Consider the following 16,689-nt stretch of genomic DNA (forward strand, 5'->3'; position numbering starts at 1 on the left):
TCGTGCCGGGCCCCACGTGCGACGCACTCAGCTTCGATTGCTGGCAACCGTCCGCCCAAGGTCGGATCAGCCGCCAATCGTGTGGCCAGTTTTAGGGTCTGACTCAAATTCCGTGCAGATTTGACATTTCTGCGCTGTGTGCGGCCAACTGGATTGGGGGTCAGCAAGGAGCACACGTCGATGGCCTCGAAAGCATGGGACAGTAGCCTGCAGTTACCGGGATTAATCGTGGAAAGCCGGACTGTGATCGACGGAATCGTCGAGATGTCGGGCCGATTGGCGGCCGTGGGAGCGGATTGCCCGGATTGCGCGATGCCATCGACGTCTCTCCACAGTCGATATGACCGCATGCTTTCGGATTTGCCGGTCAGCGGCAGCATCGTCAGGCTGAGACTGTCGGTTCGACGGTTTCGGTGCACGCATACCCTTTGTCCAAGGCGCACGTTCAGCGAGCCGCTGGCGCCGCCGGTTGGCCGGCGATATGGCCGCAGGGTGGGTCGTTGCGACGCGCTAGTGCGCGCGGTGGCGGTCGCGCTGGGTGGTAGGCCGGGCTCGCGCATGATGGCGCGTCTGTCGGCGCCTTGGTCGCGCGACACGATGCTTCGAGTTCTGAGACGCAGCGATCCTGCCTCCGTGCCGCCGCCACCTGCGCGGGTGGTTGGCATCGACGACTTCGCTTGGCGCCGCGGCCACAGCTACGGGAGCATCGTGGTCGATCTCGAACGACGCGAGGTGATCGACCTGCTTCCCGATCGTCAGCGCGACACGGTCATCGCCTGGCTGCGCCAGAACCCGCAAGTCGAAATCATCTGTCGCGACCGTGGTCCGGGTTATGGTGCGGCCGCAAGCGAGGCGGCGCCGCAGGCACAGCAGGTGGCCGACCGCTGGCACCTGTTCGAGAACGCCTCGGCAGCATTTCTGGCGGCAGTGCGTTCGGAAATGCCATGTTTGCGGCGCGCGCTGGCGCCGACGGGGCCGGTCGATCCGGCGACCCTGACCCGTGCCGAGCGCATCCAGTGGGATGGCTACCAATTGCGCGAGGCCCTCAACCGCCAGATTATCGATCTGGCCGGGCAAGGCGTGCCGATCAGGGTCATGGCACGCACGACCGGCGTGTCGCGCAAGACCATCCGCAAGGTCCTGCGCGGCCAGCGTCACGACACCTTCCGCACGCGCCAGAGTTCGCTCGATGTCTGGTCGCTGACCCTCGAGGCGGAGTGGAATGCAGGCTGCCGGATTGGGGCTGAACTGTGGCGGCGGCTGAAGGCTTCCGGTTTTGGCGGTTCGCTGCGCGTAGTCAGCGAATGGGCGACCCGTCGTCGTCGCGACGAAAAACTTGGCCACACCGGCGGTGCGGGGCTGAGTGCACGGACCATCGCGCGCAGCATGACCACCGAGCGCGACACCGGATCAGCGCAGACCGCCCTGATAAACGCGGTGATCGAAAAGGCCGTGCCAGCGCTAATCAGCGCACGCGAGGCTCTCGATTGCTTCCACGCCATGATGCGCTCAAAGGACAAGGCCCGGCTCGATCCTTGGATCGCCATGGCGGCCGAGACCAAGCTTGCTGGGTTCGCTGCCGGCGTCGAAGCCGACAAGGACGCCGTTGCCGCCGCGATCTCGACGCCGTGGTCCAGCGGTCAAGTCGAGGGCAAAGTCAACCGCCTCAAGGCCATCAAGCGCCAGATGTACGGGCGCGCCAAAATCGACCTTCTCAAAGCCAGAGTTATGGCGCCAGCGTGACCTGGATTGCACGGAATTTGAGTCAGACCCAGTTTTACCTGCCGGTAGATGACTTCGCCGCTCACCGTCTCCAATCGGATATCGGGGGTGTAACGCCGCTGTCGGCCTGCTTCCGTCCAAACGAACGTTGCCGGTTGCACCCCGAACTGCGCAACATCGGGATCGAAGTCGAGAAGCAGCAGCGCATCGCGCTCGAGCAGGCTCTCATAAGGTAGCGCATCGCCAGCCTTGATCGACTGATACCAGCCCGTGCACGATCTTTGCCCCGGCCGTCCTGCCGGATTTCGGGCGAACCGCACCGTTGCGCCAGAACGCAAACGGGCAGATTTGTCGGTCACGCCGGCATCCACTATTCTCCTTGCGGGAACGACTCGAATTGCCGGTTCAGTATAACTGCTTCCGCAAAGGGCGTTAATCGGTTCCGCTCAGACTATGTCCTCGCGCTCAAAGGCAATCAAAGCGCGCTTCACGACGACGTCAGGCTGTTCGCCGCCGAGCAGAAAACCAGGAATTTTGCCGACACCAAAATAAGCCGCCATGAGACGGTCGATGGCGATCACGGCCGGATCGAGACCCGGGTCGCCACGGTCATCCACGACATCATCTGGCTACAAGAGCGCCACAAATGGCCCGGATTGAAGACCATCGTCATTATCGAAAGCATCCGTGAAACCGGCAGCAAGATAGAGCGCGAAACCCGCTTCTATATCAGTTCCCTGAACCTGCCGGCCGACAAACTCGGGCCGATCGTCCGCAGCCATTGGGCCGTCGAAAACAGCCTGCACTGGGTTTTGGATATGGTGTTCCGTGATGACGAATGCCGCGTCAGAACCGACAACGCTCCCGCCAATTTCACCACCATCAAGCACATCGCGACCAATCTCCTGCGACTGCCCAACACCAGCGATTCGCTTCGATCGCGACGCAAAATCGCCGCATGGGACGATGACTTCCTCGCAGGTCTCATCGCCGCTTGATGCCTTCACCCGATTCCCCTGCAGGGGGAGGCTTCGAGCGACCCATTCAATAATGAGGGGTGCCGTAGAATCGAGGCCCATGCCCCAGGCCGCCACGACGGGCTGGTTCGGTGTAAAGCCGCGCGCAGCGTTCATCACGCCACCCAAGCCAATATCAGATCGTCGTCGGCGGGGCGACGGGCTGTTACCCGAAACGGCTGCAGCGGCGTGCCCGTGCGAATGACGAATTGATCGACATGGGTTTCGCGGCGCAATTGGGTTGCGACAGCGTAGCACCGTTCGAACGTGGTCAGTCGGTGGCGCAAGGGGGACAGCGCGGACATGGTCGGCTCCTGTGGCGAATATCGAGAACGGTCAGGCGTCCGGGCAGCGGGCGCGCCATGCGAGAAAGCGCTGGAGCGGTTGTGGCCCGTCCAGGGTTGGTGAAGGCGCGAAATAGCGCCGCGCGAGCTTTTCCCAGGTGCGCCTAGAAAAGGCAGCGCCTGATATGGCGTGCATGGGCGGCGGGTCGGTTTGAACGTCGACGCGCGCTGGACCCGGGTCCGCGTCGGGGTCAAACTCCAGAATGGCTGCCATCGACCGCTCCTCGTCGTTCAACGCGATGTCGAGCGTCGCGAGTTCGAGCTGGACGGTGGTGTCGTCATACGCTGCATGGCGGTCGGCTGGGTGCTGATGCATGGGCACATCCTGTCCTGCGAAAGGGTGATCGGGGGGACGGCTCGCAAGGCATCGTCTTCGAGAGTCGGGAATTTGCTGGAAGGTGGCTCGTCGCAATCAAAGGAGATCCAGCTGGCACCGGAATCATGGGCAGAGGCGAGTAAGCGCCAGAGGTCCGGCGACAGCGTGTCAGGACGTTCGAAAGGGGTATCAAGAAAGCCGAGGTGAACAGAGAAGCCATATTGATGCGGTTCGATCGACAGATCGGGATGATCGACGATTACGCGCCCGCGACGTCGCGGCGACCTCGCGATCAGCGCGTCGATTTCGGCACGTTCGTCAGCCGGAAGATGGGCAGTTGAGCAGATGCAGATGTGCAAGCGGCGCATGGCCATCTCCGCGAATCGGATTGAAACTGGCAAACCCGGTGACGTGCCTGGGTCCGGGCCGTCAGTTGGAGGCGGCTTCGGGAAGGAAGGATAGAGCCACGGCGCCAGCCCCTGCGATCAGGCTGATCGATCGGCCGGCGGGGATCAGCCAGACGATTTCGTCGGCGATCGCATCACGGATTCGTTCGAGCAGCGCCTCTTCTTCGCCAAGGAGGATCTCGTTGGCGATGTGCCGCGCGGCCTGTTCGAATGCGCGATGCTGCGTGTCCCAGCTATCGCTGTCGTGATCCTCGTCATAGCTGAAGCATGAAGCGTCGATCAGCCAGGCCAGCGTTCCGGGCGTGATCGCGGCGGTCCGGCTGACCAGGACCACCGCTTCGTCGAGGCTGCCATAGCCGCCGTTCCGACAGACCAATGCTTCGACCGGCAAGAGATGGTTCTGGCTCGCGTCGGACGCATCGGGGAGTTCGATCGTGACGTCGAGCGTGATCGAATCGACGCGTCCGGAGACAAATTCGGGGGGAAGAACGTCTTCGTCGGCGTAGCGCTGGATTCGGTCGCCCGTATCGATGGCGAACGCTATCTCAGCAACGCGCGGGAGCGCGTCATACCAGCTATAACCAGCGAAGGCGCCCCTGGCGCGAACGGGCCGTCGGCCGAGCGGCGAACCGTTGGAGAACGCCTGGGCGGCGCCCTGGTCAATATCCGGCTCGTAGTTGTCCAAGAGGACCATCGGTTCGTTGACGACAGGTTCGCCAGACGGCAGGCCGTGTCCATCTGCGGTCTGCGGTGCCCAGGCTTCGAGCCAGGCCGCGGCCTCCGGCATCTGGACGCCGAGGTCATTCGCGCGGCGCCACGATGCAAAGGATAACCTGTGGCTTTCGCGGGCAGCGAAGGCGCGGAAAATGGTGCGTTCAGCCACGATTTTGAGCGCCTCAAGGGCCTCATTCTGCACCATTTCCTTGCGGGCCGGGAGAACGAGCTGAAGTGCGGGCGAATCGACGATGTCGACCTTGACGCTCCAGGGCTCGTGATGATCGGCCTCGGAGACAATCGGGAAGTCGCACCCGACGGTGAGGCCGTGGAAATTGATTCGCGGGCAATCCAGCGGTCGATTACCGAGGCCGCTGAAGACGCCGATGCGACATCCCTCCCATTGTTCGACATGGATCGCTCCGCCAAGGAAGTCGGCGCGAGGCTGGACGTTGCCGTGCAAGAACACGGGAAGCGGATAATGCAGTGCGCAATGGGCGGCAGCGCCGTCGAGCGCAGTTTCCCAGCTCTCCGGGAAATCGATGAGGATTTCGGTTCCGGCGCCGATGTCGAACGGCTCGACGGCAAGCGGCGCGCCGGTCTCCCAGGCATCCGGGGTGATGACGACGCGCCAGCCCTGCGCGGCCGAACGGGAATAGGAACGTATCTCGACGCGGTGTCCCGCAAGGCTGAACACGCCCATGCCCGCCGGGTCCTCGCGGTCGGCGATCTCGGCATTCCAGCCTGAGTCGCCGAGCGTCACGAGTTTGACAGGATCGTCGATCCCCGAACCGTCGTCGCGAACGACAAGTGTCGGATGGCCGGCAAGATCATAGGAGCGGATATCGACATAGGTCGCGGCGGCGCGGCGTGAGTTCTGAAGTAGCTCGTGAGAACGTCGGACAGGCTTCCGTTGAATAGTCTCGACACCTTGTGGACCAGGGATTGGCCGACGGCGGCTTGAATGATGGTTGGGAGGGACATGGGCGTGCTCCAGATGGACAACGGACCGATTCCGCCGCCTCGCCCGTCGTCTCCTCCCTCCTCCCAGGCGCGAGCGGTGGCCCGCCGAAACAGGATCGGCCCTGCTTGATGCCGAGCGCAGGGTAGTAGCGGCCGGCGCAAGTTTCGGTCGGCGATCGGACCAGTGAAAGATTCTGGCGCGGGACGTGCGATGCAGCTGTTCACGCGCAGGATGCCGCCTCGGGCAAGTGATCGAGAGAGCGCTCAACGATCGTCGCGTCTGCTTCGCAGTCGGCGCAGAAGGCATAGTCGAAGAGCTCGCCCAAAACCCATGTCTGGGACGTGACGTCCCAGGTCGCCCATGCATCACGCATGATATCTTCGCCACCGCATTGGCCACAGTGCATGCTTTTCTTGGTCATGATATCCTCCAGGTTGAAGTTATGCGGATGTGCAGCGCCCGTGCGCCCATGTTCTTCAGGCGAAGAGGCGGTCAGGTACGGTGGAAGGTGCGGAGAGGCGCAGGTCACGGCGGATGCGCGCGGCGAGGCGCTCGGGCCGGACAAGCGCGTGGACTGACGTCCAGTGATTACGCTCGCCAACATGATCGTGGCGTCCCACGACGCGGCGGTACATGACCTCCTGGCCAGGGCCCATGCAGCCGAGACTCAGACGAACCTGGACCTCGGCACCGTGCAGGACCACGTCGCCGCTGACGGCAACGCCGCCATGATGGGAGCGAACATCATAGCTGTCCGGCACAAGTCCGAGGGCGTCGGCAAGACGTTTGAGTGCCTTGCGCCCATCGGAGTGGAACAGCGTCTTCGCCGGAGGATCGTAGGCGACGCCCTTGTACGCCAAGGCGATAAGGGCAGGATGACGCCTCAGTTCGGCGATGGCGTCCATGCAGGCGCGGCGCAATTGCATGTCGGCGGGTCCGATCCCCTGGGCGACGGCGCCGAGATGGCGCGCGAGGAGCAGGACGGCGGGATCGCTGTCGCGCGGCCTGCCGGCGTTGCGGCAATCCTCGATCGCGGCGGTCAAGGCGTGGAGGCAAGCCGGGAGCGTCGACAGCGCCGAGGGATCGAGGGCCTGGCTGAAGCGGAAGGCGACATCATACGGCATTGGGAAGCTCCGACGGCAAAGCGCACCGTTGCGCGCTCCTCTCGTCCCCCCTCCCTCCTCGACGAGGCCGGGCAATGACGGGTCAGGCGGCTCGGATCCTTTTGTTCGCGAGGAGTTCTGCAAAGCGTCGCTGAACCGACCACGCATCGGGATAGCGATCATCAAGGCCGTGCCGTGCCAATATCGGCGCGCGCGCGGTCGCGATCATGCCTGCCTCTTGCAGCGTCGGCAGTCGCGGCGGCCAGCCTTTGACGAACCGAAGGTCGGCCGGCATCGCACGCTCGATCCGCCACCGTTCGATCGCGTCCCGTTTGGCGTGCGCGACATCCGCTGCGAGAGACAGAGGAAGCAAGTGTGGGGCGACATCCGCCAGCCAGCGTTGCGGCTGGAATGAGAAGGTCGAGTCGGCCTCCATCGAGACGAGATGGCGATAGAGATCGAGATTGTCGGTCGCCTGCGTCGCCGCCTGAAGATCGTGTGCGGACCCGAGCACGCAAAAGGCGCAGGACAATCGTGTCGAGCGATAGCGGCAATAAGCCTCGTGCAAAGCGAGATCGTGACGCGCGTGGTAGGCGAAGATGTCGTCCGATGACCAGTCGACCCCGGGGTGCCAGCTGAGCATTCGCGTGCCGGCGGCATTGCCTGCTTTGGCGAACCGTTTTTCGGCGTGCGACACGGGCGTGAAGCGGCGGCTCGGGCTCTCCTCCCGCCGCAAACCAATGACGGAGACGATCGTCTCGCCTTTGTACCGCCGAGCAAGGTCGGGGCCGATGACCTGTATTTTCAGTTCGCTGGTGCAAAATCTGAGCGACGCCGAGGACCATGGTCCGATGAGATTGTACGTCGAAAGCGCTTCGTACCGGTTCTTGCCCGACGTGAAGCGTTGTCCCCAGCGGTCGACCATATCGCCCGCGCGCCGGCGCAGGATGAGGAGCGGAAGACCCAGCTGCTGCGCAACCCCTTCGACGAAGGACGGCGTGGATCGCCATTCTGCCTTTCCCAGGTCGGCATGGACGGCGATACGCCGCGTGCGGGGATGGCCGTGGTGGTCGAGCCAGGCCATCGCGGCATGACTTGTCGCCGTGGAGTCCTTGCCCCCGGAGAGGTTGAAGACGAACCATGCATTGCGGCGGACGGCGTCGAAGATCGTTGCGTCGGTAGCGACGTCGAATTCGGCGCCATTCGTGTGGCAGGCGGCGGTCATGGCGATGCTCATTTCGCGGTCCGAGGTGCTTTGATCAGCCGACTGCGATCAGGATATCGACCGCCCGGCGGAGGACAGCGTCGTCCGCGCCATCGACGATCACCGCGTCGGGATTGGTTGCGATGACCGCGCGGGTGACGATGGCGAGCGGCCGCTTGCGTAGCGGATATTGAAACACCTGGCCGCGCTCGATCGTCACGAGGTTCGTGCGCAACAGGCGCTTCAGGCGGCGATATTCGAGTTCATGGGCGAGGAGATCGCCGACCTCGGCTTCGAGGTCCGGCTCGAGGGTAAGGCCGTGGACCAGACGCGCCGGACGATTGGCCTTCAGCCATGCGTTGACCTGGGCTTCGGTCCATTGGCCGACCTGATGGTAGAAATCGCATCCGCCATGGCCCTGGTTACGGGCGTGGAAGGCGAGCTTGCCATCGATCCAGATGTCGGCCGTGAAAGCGCTCGTCTCCTGCGAGAGCGCGGCGCTGTAGGTGATGTTGCGCAGTTCGATCTTCATGAGGGAAACTCCAGGCGCACCTGTTCTGAGGAGCGCCCCACACCTCCCGCTCCCCTTCCGGTCGATTGCGGTCTTTGGGATCGTCCGATTCCGGCACGCACGGTCGACCAGATGCTATAATGGGTCCGCCGACTCAGCGTCGGCTGGATCAACTACAGCGCGCTGAACTCATCAGGCTGCGAGCGTCGCGATGGAGCGAGACTGCAATGCGTGAGCTGGACGATGAAGAGAAGTTGCTTTTGCACCAGCTGGATGGCGATATTTCAACCGGCGATCTGATCATCATGGTTCGGGATCTTGGAGAGATCCTGCGTGGGCGAGGCCATGTGATGCAGGCCAACGTCGCTGAACTCGCCGCTGACCGGCTCAGACTGCTCAGCGGCCGCAGGCAGGAGTGATCTCCGCGGCGAAGATTTGAATCTGCTTCTGGCGCGGATGGCGAGACCGCCGACGTTGCTACCAGCTGTGAACCGGTAGTCCGTCGGCGGTGCCGGCGTCGCAGTCGAAGAGGATGTGGTCGAAACCGCGGTCCCGGCCAAAGCAAATGGCTGCAAGCAGGTCGTTCGGAAGTTGGCCTTGTGTGTCCGGGTCGATCTGCCGGGTCGGCACGAACCAGCCATAGATGCTGCTGGCGATATTGAGCGGACGATCGGTCGCCTCTTTTGAACACCAATGGTCGAGCAAATCGGCGGTTGATGTCGAAAGATGCGCGGTGGCGAGAACGCAGTACCAGCCGGTTTCGAGAAGGTACCCGGCGACGGGAGGCGATGCGCCGAGTTCGATCCGATCGGTCGAGAGATGCTCGTTTTCATGGATATCGAAATAGACGCCGGCGACGGCTTCGTCGTCGAGCGTGGCGGGATCGCGAGGGTCACTGATTTCGGTCCAGCCCTCGCGGCAATAGGCTGCGACTGCGCCCATAAGCCCCGCTCGCGTCAGCGCGACATAGTGATTCAGGCCATGCCGATGTTCGACCGAGGCGATGTGAATCTCCAGCGACCACGGCATTGGCGATCCTGCGACGTGGGATTCGGCGCTGGCCAGTGCCCCCAGCAAGGCAGCGCGGTCGTGCTCGACAAGGCTGGCGGGGTCTTCGATGGCGCGACGCGCGCGCGCCAGCAACCGCGCGAGATCGCGTTTCGACGTGTCGGTCATGACAGTTCCTCATCGTATCGGGCGAGCAATCGCCGATTTCGGCCATGGGCGGTGCTCGGCTGAGGTCAGGCAGCCTCGGCAAAAAGCGGTGGAAGCGTCACGTCGCCTTCGAGCGCGCGCCGATCGAGGACAGGATATGCCAAATCGGGCACCTTGCGCGCCGCGAGCTTGGCGGCGCGGGTCAGTGGGAAGAGATAGGCGTGGCAGCCGGGATGGCGCTGTCGGCGAAGGAAGCCGGTCCGTTCAAGATCGGTGAGCCAAGCGGCGCGATCTTCGCCAAATCCTGGTGGTCGGGCGCCGGCGCGAACAAGATCGTCCATGGCGTAGCGTTGTCCGCATTCCGCGTTGCGGATCTTGGAGACCGCGCGCGAGGAGATTGGGCGGCCGTTCGGCAGGATGAGATCGGTGCGCGGGCTTGAGCGCCCGACGTATCGGCTTCCCATGACCGCATAGAGTCCACCCACATGTCCCGGCAGGAACACGTGCCCGCCCTCGTCAACCCTTCGAACGGGGTCGGCGTAGGAGATGACGGAAAGAATCTCCGGTTTCTCGCGGCGCAGGATGCGGAAAGCGCGGGATACGAGGAAAGATTCAGCGTTGCCGCCCTGACTTTGGTCGATCACGAGCCGGCCGAGATCACAGGCGGTGCGCGGATCGGTGAGCCCTGCCGTCTTGGGGACGCTGGCATTGTTCACCGGGTGCGAGAAGACGCAGACCCCGACAAGCTCCGATCGGCCACCCTTGCCATTGGCGAAAAGGCCAATCGAGAGGCGAGCGACCGGCATGGATGCGGCATAATGGTGCGCTTTGACGAAAGGTGCCGCGTGCAAGCGCGTGTCGATCACGTCGACGGAAAGGCGCGCGGGATCGATTTCGCTGGCGTTGGGGATCCAGCGGCAGCGGCGGTCGCGCCACCGCTGCGTGCGGGTGGTGAACATCGGGCGATCTCCTGGATGATCACCGTCTGCGCCCCCCTTCCCTCTCTTGAGCCATCATTGATCGGCGCGAGGGTTTGGAGGTGCGACCGAGGGCAGCGGGATTGGGACGACTTGACCGCTGGCCAGGTTGAGGAAGGCTCCGGCGTGGCCGATGGAACCGCGTCCGAGAAGATCGAACAGCAGCGCGAGAGCATGGCTCGCGAGGACCCGGTTGACGAACAGGGACTGGCGTTCGAGCGCCTCTGCAACCGAGCAGGACGGTGCATCGTCGTCGGCCACCCTCTCGTCGGCAAGTTCCGGAAAGGCCTCGAGCACGGTGGAAAGTCGTCCGGATCGTTCGTCGGCGCGCGACGGACAGCCGATTAGAAATTGCCCGTCGCTGGCGCGGTTTCCGAGATCCATCCAGTAAGCAGGCGCCGCCTTGCTATTCGCGATCGCCGTGCCAAGGGCTCGCCGTGCGGAGGCGGTATCGACGCAACTGATCAGGAGATCGATGCCTTCGAGCCCAATTGCACCAGGCGCGCGGCCATGAACCGCCCCCCAGTCAAGCCCGTGCGCGAGGTTGATCCGTTCGGCGAGTGTGCGCGCCTTCGAGTTGCCGATGTCGCACCGGTAGAATGGCTGGCGGCCAAGATTCGCCTCGGTGACGATATCGTCGTCGACCACAGTGACGTCGAGCGAACGCGAGGAGATCGCGCGCAGCGCCGTATCGAGTGAGGCGAGACCCATCAGCATTTGCCCGCCATTTCCGCCGCAACCGACCAGCAGGATGCGGATTGAGCGATTGTCAAAGGTGGCGGGCAGGTAGTGGCGCTGCCTGGTCTCAGTTTGCATGGGACTCTCCTGCAAATGGGCTGCGCGGCAGGGGCAGGAACATGCCGCCCGCGCAGAGGCGCGATGCCATCACTGGGCCGTCCGGCTGGTCGAGCCGGCCGAAAACCAGCGATATCTTGGTCGCATAGGCATCGTCGGCATCATCGGTCGCGCTGAAGAATGCGGACCCGCGACCATGGCTATGGATGTCGCAGACCATGTGCCAATCGGGCGGCAAGGCCGGCGTGCGGTAGACGAGGCGCGAGGGCGTGGCCTCGTCGATAGCGGGCAGGCTCACCGCGAACGCTCCGCTCGCCTCGTTCCAGAGGACGAACGCTGCCGCCTCGTTGGGCAGCGCCGCGCGAAAGTGGTTGAGGATCTCGTCGAGATGCCCGTGCGGGATGAGGCCGCAGCGCAGGTCGGCCCTGGGCGCGCCGACGCTGCCATAGGGAAGATAGCCGGCGATCGACTGCGTTATGGGCACATCGAGTGCGAGCCAGGGGCGGCGCAGGATGAGCATGACGCCGTCGGCCCCGACGGCAAGACCGTGGCCGGAGCGCGCGCTGCGAAGCGCATCGAGGGCGGGCGATCCTCCGTGCGGCGGGACCGGATGGCAGGGTACGGCGGCGAGCACCGCGGCTGCGGTCGGATCATCGGCGAGCATCGTCATACCCGTGCGCTCATGGAAATGAGGCTTGCCACGGTTATCTTGGCCGCGACCGCCGTTTTCGCCTGTGGTCGATTCTGCTGTCCACCACGCAAACCGAAGGGCTTGAGACGGCTGACCGGAAAGCGGGTCGCCCGGCGCGCTGCTAGGTCATCCCATAGACGGACGAGGCCGCCCTTTCCGCTGACCGTCAGCTCCTGCCCCGGATTGGGGTGCGTCGACCAGGAGTCGAACACCGCGCTCTCATAGGCCGGGATGGACGCGGTGCTGAGCGTTTTCGGCCTCGGGATGTTGCCCCAGCAGAGGCGCCCGTTGACGAAGACATTGAGGACCGGGGAGTGCAGGACCGGCGTCGCGGCGTTCGGACGCTCGCTTGCCGCCAGGGCGTAGACGCCGAGGCCGGAGCGCGTGGCGATGAACAGGTGCGCCGGATACGGAACCGGCAGGGTCGTTCGACCGGAGAGCGCCCTGAGGCCGGCGGGAGGAGCCGACAGGGCGAAATAAGCGTGGCGCACTTGTGCCGGGCTCCACCAAGCCAGCATGTCGGGATGAGCGACCAGGATATTGTCCGGCAGGATTTCGGGCACGACGGTACGGCCGAGCGCCTCGGTCCATTGGCGCAGGTGCGCGCGTGACAGCGGCACGCCCGCGGCGATCGTCGGCCGGCCGTCGCCATCGTGCTCGACCGCGTGAATGCTGGCGAACGCCGGACCGCTCTCGGACGAAGCGCCGTAGGGCTTGAGATTGCGTGGCGCCTGGTTCCTGTAGAGCAGGATGGCATTGGTCAGGACCAGGCCGCCACCGCTGGCCTCGAACTGGGTGCTATGGTCGGGCATGAGAGCCTCGAGGTTTGGGTGGGTCGAACTGGACGAGATCCTGGGCTGCGAGAAGGAATTGCGCGCCGAGACGCAGCGAGACGAACCAGTCGTCGATACGGCTCGCGTCGGGCAGCGGGCAGATGCCGGCGAGGTCCATGAAGCCCATTTCCATGCCCTGGCGCCCGACGTCGTCGAGCTCGCGCGTGAAATGCTCGAAGGGGACCAGCGTCAACGGCGGGAGCGAGGCGCATTCCTCGATGCCGGGAAGATATTCGCAGGCGAGCTGGGAATCGAAGTGCCAGGCGTTGCGTTCGGGCGTCAGGGATCCGAGGGCCTTGTGCGCTTCGCGGAGGCCGGCGAGCTTCCGGCGTAGAGCCGCTGGCAGCCGCGCAGAGGGCGCCACATTCGCCGCGATCATCCAGTCGGGCCGCCGCTCGTTCATCTCGGACGGCAGCGTCATCCCGTCGAGATCGTCCTCGTCCGCGCCGTGATATGCGATCAGGCACTGCCGGGCGGCTTCGTCGTCGGTTGCGCCTTCCCAATAATACATCGCGATCTCGTCGAAGAGATCCTGGTAGCCGAAGACGGGAAGCGCCCGGCCGAGGGTGTGCTCGAGCGCCCTATAGGCAGCAGCGCGCCAGCCGATGGGGGCATCGCTGGTCTCGATCCAGCCAAGGTCGAGCTGCCCCATGCTCTCGCAGACGATGGCGATCGCGGAGGGTCCATCCTCCTCGCTGTGAAGAACGGCGACGCGTAGATCGACAAGTTCGACGGGAGCCAGAATTTCGAGCACCGCGGCGTCGAAGGTGCGCTCGATGTGCCGGCGGGCCGCTACACGCGTATAGGACTGCGCCGAGTTCTCCCCCGACACGACCCATCGACCGATCAGCTTGTGATGCGGCGCGAGCGGGGCATCGAAGATGGTTGGGATGTCGGTTGAGAGCGCGACGGTGCGTCCTGCAAGCTCAGCCCAAGGGCGGAAGGGGAAGACCTGCAGGGGGCTGGAGCGGCTCGCGGGCGTCGCCCTTGCCGTCGTGCGGGTCGAGGACGATCCGCGCGTGAAGGGCTTGGGCCTGCGGGGTGCAGGCAGGATAGGTGAAGCTGGTCGTGTCGCCATCGTCGGTCTCGATCCATTCGAGGAGCGTCTTGCGGATGGTGGGCGCGATGGCCTCGCCAGGACTTCGGGACATGATCAGCCCTTGGTCCCGACGGCGCGCCGGTACTCGATGACGTGGGCTGTGCCCGACACGCCGGCATCGATCGTCTCGGCGTTGAGGATCGCCGGATAGAGCGTGGCATGGTAGGCGCGGAGCGCAGTCGGGTCGTTTGCGAGATGCGGCGGGACCGGAAGGTCGATGCCGTCATAGCGATACGCGCGGGTGAGGTGGTTGATCTGCATAGGAGCCTCGGACTGATGATCGTGAAGAAGGTCGCGGCGGTGCATCACCAGAGGCTGGCGGGCTCCTCGGCCGTTGCGTCGGCGGGCGGACTGGTGGGAGCGTCAACCTTCGCGCCGGCGGTGGCGGGCGTCGGCGTTGGCGCCTTGGCCTTCGCGGCCTCGGCAGCCGCGGTGCGCGCGGCGTCGGCCGCTTGCCGCTGCTCGGCGAGCTGATCGGCGAGTGCCTTGCGGGCCGCGATGAGCTGGCCGAGTGCGCCGTCCTGGCCCTTGGCGAGTTCGGCGTCGATGTCCGCGGCGCTCGCCGTGAGTGAGATCGGGCGGGTCTCGCCGGATTCGAGCTTGTCGGCCGCGCCTTCATGCCTGCGGGGAATGACGGTGAGGGTGACGGTGTCGTCGGGGCCGGCGACGAGATCGAAGCCGAGCGAGTAGCGCGCGAGCAGCGGGAGCAGGGTCGTGATCAGCATGGACGCGTTTCCTTGTATGGAGCGTGCGGGAAATCAGGCGGCGAGTTCAGTGATCGGCGCTTGGGCGAGCGGTGCGGCGTTGACCGGGGGTGGCCCGTATTGGCCGTCGAGGGTCATCGCGCTGGGCAGGCGGCCGGCCCATTCAAAGCCAGTTCGATTGAGCATGCCGGCGACAACATCCGCCTTCTTGGAGCCCAGGAGCTTGGCGAACGCTTTCTCGCCCATGTGCGAGACTAGGCCGGTTTCCTGGGCGATGAACCTGAGTTCGTCTTTGGTGTACCGCTCCAGGAATGCCTTATCGACCTGCCAGACGTCGCGCAGATCGACGTCGAAAGCGCGGGCGAGATCGGCGACGTGCCCGAAGTTCAGCACATCCTTGGCATAGGCTGCGCCGATCGCGGAAAGCACGGTCGCGGCTTGGCCTTCAGGCAGCGTGCGGATCTCGGCAATCTTGGCGCTGTACGTAAGTTCCGGGAAGGACGCGCCGACGAGCAGGCCCGCGCGTCCCTTCAGGGTTTCGCCCTTGATCTGCGAGAGCGTCCCGGACATCGCTGCGACGAGGACGGCAATATGCGCCTGTGCGGCATTGGCCGCGAGCGCCCGGGCGAGCGCGGTTCGCCACGTCGCTTCGCGAAGATCGCTGGTACGGCTTGCGATGGACTTGACGGTGACGGTCGGCTTGTGCGCGGTCGAGACGCCGCTCACGGAAGGGGGCGGCGTCGGGGTCGCTTGTGCGGACACGTGCGCCCCGGTCGTGCCGGGAGACGGGGCTCGCGGGTTCTTGGAATCGGCCCCGCTCTCGTCGATGGCATCGTCCTGCTCGTCATCCTCCGCGTCTTCGTCAGCGTCTTCGTCAGCTCGTGGAGCTGCGGCCCTTGCCGCTTTTTCGGCCCGCTCCTGCTCCTCGAAGCGGATCGCTTCGGCGGTTTGCGTCTTCAAATCGAAGCATCCGGGATTGGTGCAATGCCCGTCATCGACATGAGTCTCGAACAGAGTCCGCTGGGCGGCCGAGTTGAACGGGCAGGTCGTGCACTCGGTCTTGTCGAAACAGGCGGCGCCGAGGTTCTGCGTGACGCGCATGAGGAGGTCACGCGTTTTGTTCACATCGAGGCCCGAGCCGAGGATCGTCTCGAGGGCCTTGTCCTGCTTGTCGGCGGGGATGGCGGCGAGCAGCTCGGCATGGCCGACCTTGATCCGGCGTTCGTCGAGCGCGAGCTTCACGGCGTCGGAAAGTTCGGCGAGCGCCAGACGACGATCAAGCTTGGCCCGGGACCATCCGAGACGCCGTGCCGCCTCGGCGCGATCGTTCTGGCAGGCCGCGAGGTAGCGGACGGCGGCATCGGCCTGCTCGGTTTCCGAAGGATCATCGCGGTCGTCATTTTCAGCGATCGCGGCGTCGAGGGCCTCCTGATCGGTCATCTCGCGAATGATGACGGGCACTTCAGCATCGGGGCCGTAGGCTTCGAGGCCGGCCCTGTAGCGGCGTTCGCCGGCGACGATGGCGTAGACCTCGCCCTTCGGACGCAGCAGGATAGGCTGCAACATTCCGCGGAGGCCGATCGAGGCTACAAGCTCGTCATGCTTTTTCCGATCGAAATAACGGCGGGGGTTATCCCCCTTCGTGATGAGGGAGAGCGGCAGCGTGGAGCGGGTTGAATCTGGTGTGTTCAAGGCTGATCTCCTCAGGGAATGTGGCAGGGCCGTGGCTCGGGTCGTGCGTCCTCATTTTGACGCGCCCGATCCCGCTCCCTCCCCCTCATCTTCATGGCGGTTTGTCGCCGACGCCCGCAGCGGTCAGACCGGTGTCGGTGCGCCGCCGGATGCGGGCGGCGGCCCGGGGTCATCTGAATCGGGCGACGTGATCTCGATCGTGCGGCTGAGATCGGGAACCCGTTCGTCATGGTAGACGCTATGGTCGGCCAGGCCTTCGGCGGCAGCCTGGGGATCCTGGCCTTCGGGAAGGTCGATGATGAAGGTCTCGACGGCGAAGCATTCGCCGTCGGAGAAGAATTGGACGCATATGCGGAACGCGCGCGTCGACGTCGCCGAAATCTCGGTCATGGCTGGGCCTCCAGATAGCAAAGGAAGAAAAGGTGCCGGGCACGCCGGCACC

Annotated in this window: 23 protein-coding genes; 5 read left to right on the forward strand and 18 right to left on the reverse strand. The window is 64.7% G+C overall.

Translation table 11 applies throughout. The features are described from left to right. Window positions 1-180: 180 nt before the first annotated feature. From F1640_RS03070 to F1640_RS03080, 3 genes are read left to right on the forward strand one after another with little or no spacing between them, the layout of a single operon-like run. Window positions 181-1,743: an ISL3 family transposase gene (locus F1640_RS03070; RefSeq protein ID WP_194917272.1), complete on the forward strand. Its 1,563-nt coding sequence runs from the start codon at window positions 181-183 to the stop codon at window positions 1,741-1,743. Further along, window positions 1,740-1,958 (forward strand): hypothetical protein, encoded by a 219-nt coding sequence (locus tag F1640_RS03075; RefSeq protein WP_194917685.1) that lies wholly within the window; start codon window positions 1,740-1,742, stop codon window positions 1,956-1,958. The genes F1640_RS03070 and F1640_RS03075 overlap by 4 nt, the downstream gene beginning before the upstream one ends. 45 nt (window positions 1,959-2,003) lie before the next feature. Next, complete coding sequence (locus tag F1640_RS03080) at window positions 2,004-2,720, forward strand: ISAs1 family transposase (RefSeq protein WP_206694614.1); 717 nt, start codon at window positions 2,004-2,006, stop codon at window positions 2,718-2,720. Between the two features lie 134 nt (window positions 2,721-2,854). Here F1640_RS03080 and F1640_RS03085 read toward each other — a convergent pair whose 3' ends face one another. Together F1640_RS03085 and F1640_RS03090 are read right to left on the reverse strand one after the other, a co-directional pair. After that, a complete protein-coding gene (locus F1640_RS03085; RefSeq protein ID WP_033965283.1) occupies window positions 2,855-3,043 on the reverse strand; it encodes a hypothetical protein in 189 nt (62 codons plus the stop codon). A gap of 31 nt (window positions 3,044-3,074) precedes the next feature. Continuing rightward, a complete protein-coding gene (locus tag F1640_RS03090) occupies window positions 3,075-3,398 on the reverse strand; it encodes a hypothetical protein (protein WP_194917686.1) in 324 nt (107 codons plus the stop codon). Between the two features lie 203 nt (window positions 3,399-3,601). Here F1640_RS03090 and F1640_RS03095 point away from each other — a divergent pair, with 203 nt between their 5' ends. Further along, a complete protein-coding gene (locus F1640_RS03095) occupies window positions 3,602-3,739 on the forward strand; it encodes a hypothetical protein (RefSeq protein ID WP_194917688.1) in 138 nt (45 codons plus the stop codon). Window positions 3,740-3,827: 88 nt separating this feature from the next. On the opposite strand, the gene F1640_RS03100 is transcribed toward F1640_RS03095, so the two are convergent. The 5 genes from F1640_RS03100 to F1640_RS03120 form a co-directional block, all read right to left on the reverse strand. Continuing rightward, complete coding sequence (locus F1640_RS03100; RefSeq protein WP_255530187.1) at window positions 3,828-5,282, reverse strand: ATP-binding protein; 1,455 nt, start codon at window positions 5,280-5,282, stop codon at window positions 3,828-3,830. A 421-nt stretch (window positions 5,283-5,703) separates the two neighbouring features. Continuing rightward, on the reverse strand, window positions 5,704-5,904 hold the full coding sequence (locus F1640_RS03105) for a hypothetical protein (protein WP_194917690.1): 201 nt from the start codon (window positions 5,902-5,904) through the stop codon (window positions 5,704-5,706). A 55-nt stretch (window positions 5,905-5,959) separates the two neighbouring features. Next, window positions 5,960-6,607: a hypothetical protein gene (locus F1640_RS03110; protein WP_194917692.1), complete on the reverse strand. Its 648-nt coding sequence runs from the start codon at window positions 6,605-6,607 to the stop codon at window positions 5,960-5,962. Between the two features lie 82 nt (window positions 6,608-6,689). Then, complete coding sequence (locus F1640_RS03115; RefSeq protein ID WP_194917694.1) at window positions 6,690-7,823, reverse strand: phosphoadenosine phosphosulfate reductase family protein; 1,134 nt, start codon at window positions 7,821-7,823, stop codon at window positions 6,690-6,692. Between the two features lie 22 nt (window positions 7,824-7,845). After that, on the reverse strand, window positions 7,846-8,322 hold the full coding sequence (locus tag F1640_RS03120) for a hypothetical protein (protein WP_194917695.1): 477 nt from the start codon (window positions 8,320-8,322) through the stop codon (window positions 7,846-7,848). 206 nt (window positions 8,323-8,528) lie between these two features. Between F1640_RS03120 and F1640_RS03125 the strand changes: the two genes are divergently transcribed. Beyond that, window positions 8,529-8,720 (forward strand): hypothetical protein, encoded by a 192-nt coding sequence (locus tag F1640_RS03125; protein ID WP_194917697.1) that lies wholly within the window; start codon window positions 8,529-8,531, stop codon window positions 8,718-8,720. Between the two features lie 58 nt (window positions 8,721-8,778). Here the strand turns inward: F1640_RS03125 and F1640_RS03130 are convergent, their stop codons facing one another. The 11 genes from F1640_RS03130 to F1640_RS03180 form a co-directional block, all read right to left on the reverse strand. Beyond that, window positions 8,779-9,477, reverse strand: a complete 699-nt coding sequence (locus tag F1640_RS03130; protein WP_194917699.1) for a hypothetical protein — start codon at window positions 9,475-9,477, stop codon at window positions 8,779-8,781. Between the two features lie 65 nt (window positions 9,478-9,542). Then, entirely contained in the window at window positions 9,543-10,415 is an 873-nt protein-coding gene (locus F1640_RS03135; RefSeq protein ID WP_194917702.1) for a hypothetical protein, read from the reverse strand. A gap of 54 nt (window positions 10,416-10,469) precedes the next feature. Beyond that, window positions 10,470-11,249, reverse strand: a complete 780-nt coding sequence (locus tag F1640_RS03140; RefSeq protein WP_194917703.1) for a PRTRC system ThiF family protein — start codon at window positions 11,247-11,249, stop codon at window positions 10,470-10,472. Continuing rightward, complete coding sequence (locus F1640_RS03145; protein ID WP_194917705.1) at window positions 11,239-11,898, reverse strand: PRTRC system protein A; 660 nt, start codon at window positions 11,896-11,898, stop codon at window positions 11,239-11,241. The genes F1640_RS03140 and F1640_RS03145 overlap by 11 nt, the downstream gene beginning before the upstream one ends. Beyond that, window positions 11,895-12,731: a PRTRC system protein B gene (locus F1640_RS03150; RefSeq protein WP_194917707.1), complete on the reverse strand. Its 837-nt coding sequence runs from the start codon at window positions 12,729-12,731 to the stop codon at window positions 11,895-11,897. Before F1640_RS03150 ends, F1640_RS03145 begins: the two co-directional genes overlap by 4 nt. Then, window positions 12,718-13,584: a hypothetical protein gene (locus F1640_RS03155; protein ID WP_309229183.1), complete on the reverse strand. Its 867-nt coding sequence runs from the start codon at window positions 13,582-13,584 to the stop codon at window positions 12,718-12,720. The genes F1640_RS03150 and F1640_RS03155 overlap by 14 nt, the downstream gene beginning before the upstream one ends. Before the next feature lie 94 nt (window positions 13,585-13,678). Further along, on the reverse strand, window positions 13,679-13,903 hold the full coding sequence (locus tag F1640_RS25070) for a hypothetical protein (protein ID WP_194917709.1): 225 nt from the start codon (window positions 13,901-13,903) through the stop codon (window positions 13,679-13,681). Window positions 13,904-13,905: 2 nt separating this feature from the next. Continuing rightward, the gene (locus F1640_RS03165) at window positions 13,906-14,112 is read right to left on the reverse strand and encodes a PRTRC system protein C (RefSeq protein ID WP_194921100.1); all 207 of its coding nucleotides are present in this window, start codon (window positions 14,110-14,112) and stop codon (window positions 13,906-13,908) included. 44 nt (window positions 14,113-14,156) lie between these two features. Continuing rightward, window positions 14,157-14,576 (reverse strand): PRTRC system protein E, encoded by a 420-nt coding sequence (locus tag F1640_RS03170; protein WP_194917711.1) that lies wholly within the window; start codon window positions 14,574-14,576, stop codon window positions 14,157-14,159. 33 nt (window positions 14,577-14,609) lie between these two features. Next, on the reverse strand, window positions 14,610-16,247 hold the full coding sequence (locus tag F1640_RS03175) for a PRTRC system ParB family protein (RefSeq protein WP_194917713.1): 1,638 nt from the start codon (window positions 16,245-16,247) through the stop codon (window positions 14,610-14,612). Window positions 16,248-16,370: 123 nt separating this feature from the next. After that, the gene (locus F1640_RS03180) at window positions 16,371-16,637 is read right to left on the reverse strand and encodes a hypothetical protein (protein ID WP_033965418.1); all 267 of its coding nucleotides are present in this window, start codon (window positions 16,635-16,637) and stop codon (window positions 16,371-16,373) included. Window positions 16,638-16,689: the final 52 nt, after the last annotated feature.

The sequence above is a fragment of the Novosphingobium sp. NBM11 genome (assembly GCF_015390225.1).
Lineage (GTDB): Bacteria > Pseudomonadota > Alphaproteobacteria > Sphingomonadales > Sphingomonadaceae > Novosphingobium.